This window comes from Oleiphilus sp. HI0125 (assembly GCF_001635355.1).
Genome location: NZ_LWGF01000751.1, coordinates 1 through 1,317, shown reverse-complemented (window position 1 = coordinate 1,317; position 1,317 = coordinate 1). Strand labels below are relative to the sequence as shown.

General features: G+C 45.0%; 1 protein-coding gene and 1 pseudogene. One reads left to right on the top strand and one right to left on the bottom strand.

The features are described from left to right. A pseudogene (locus A3762_RS25930) lies at positions 1 to 169 on the top strand (NADPH-dependent 7-cyano-7-deazaguanine reductase QueF); the annotation flags it as partial. A 23-nt stretch (positions 170 to 192) separates the two neighbouring features. Here A3762_RS25930 and A3762_RS11315 read toward each other — a convergent pair. After that, positions 193 to 1,317, bottom strand: a 1,125-nt coding sequence (locus A3762_RS11315) for an adenylate/guanylate cyclase domain-containing protein (protein ID WP_068755560.1), incomplete at its 5' end; no start/stop codon positions are given.

The following is a 1,317-nucleotide window of genomic DNA, read 5'->3' as shown; positions in this document are numbered from 1 at the left end:
CGAACATTGCTGTGAGCAAATATTTACTGATATTTTGGCGAAGTGTGGATGTACATCTTTGAGTGTGATGGCTCGTTATACGCGCCGCGGGGGCTTAGATATCAACCCTTATCGAGCAACCGAAGACCGTGTTTCTGTCTGTCCTCAAAAGCGATATGTTAGGCAGTAGTTCTTAAAAGAGAACTATTTGATTTAATCGCGGTCCTTGAGTTTTTCCGCGGCGCGCTCAAGGGCCCGAACAACTAAGTCTTTCTCTTCAGTTGTGACTTTTTCGGTGTCTAAGTACAGCGCAAAGCCGCCTGTTTCATGTTCGATAAAACTCTGGCCAGCGCCAATATCTCTGCGGAAATCGACGATCTGATAAATTGGCACAGGGCGAGAGAATCCTTTTACAGTGATCTCGCCTTTATCTCTACACATTACCTTATCTTTGACTAACGAGAAGGTCTCGTAAGAGATCAGTATTTCTCCAGGCTCCGCTAAGCTCTCAAGACGAGACGCAAGATTAACCTCTTTTCCGATGATCGTATAATCCATGCGATTCTCGGCGCCGAAGTTACCTACCGTGCTGTATCCAGTACTGATGCCGATACGAATTTGTAGAGGTGTTTTGATCCCTTGGCTTTGCCATTTTTGGCGGAGAATCTTCATGTGCTTACGCATCTCGATCGCCATGGCTACACAGGCAAGCGTATCTTCTTTTGGTCCGCGGCTTGTCGGGTCGCCAAAGAAGATCATGATCGAATCGCCGACAAACTTATCAATAGTGCCGCCATACTTTAATGCGATTTGAGACATCTCATTAAAGTAGCTATTCAGAAGCTCAGTGAGGCTCTCTGGCTCCATTTCCTCAGCAAGTTCGGTAAAGCCCTTAATGTCTGAGAAGAAGATCGTTAATTTCTTACGTTGCGTTTCAAGACGAACGTCACGTTCACCGGTAAAGATAGATTGCCATACTTGTGGTGAAAGATACTTCGCAAGCTTATGCGATAGTGAGATCGACTGTTCTCGTTGATGCTGAATCTGTGACTTCGCTTTTACCAAGGCCTTCGCTTGTTGGTGTGTGTAATATGCGGTAACAGCAACATAGACACCTGCCCCAATACCAGCCACAAGAGTCACCAATACCGGCTCATTTATATTGAAGTTAAATCCGAAAATTAAGCCGCTTAATCCTAGCGATATAGATGCTGTGATGCAGCCGAGTACTAATAGCTTCATACCTCCTACAACAATGAAGCTAAACGCACCCATAATGATCGAGAATAAAGAAGCAGTGAGGCTGAATTCGATGAGAACAATCGTACACCCAACAAT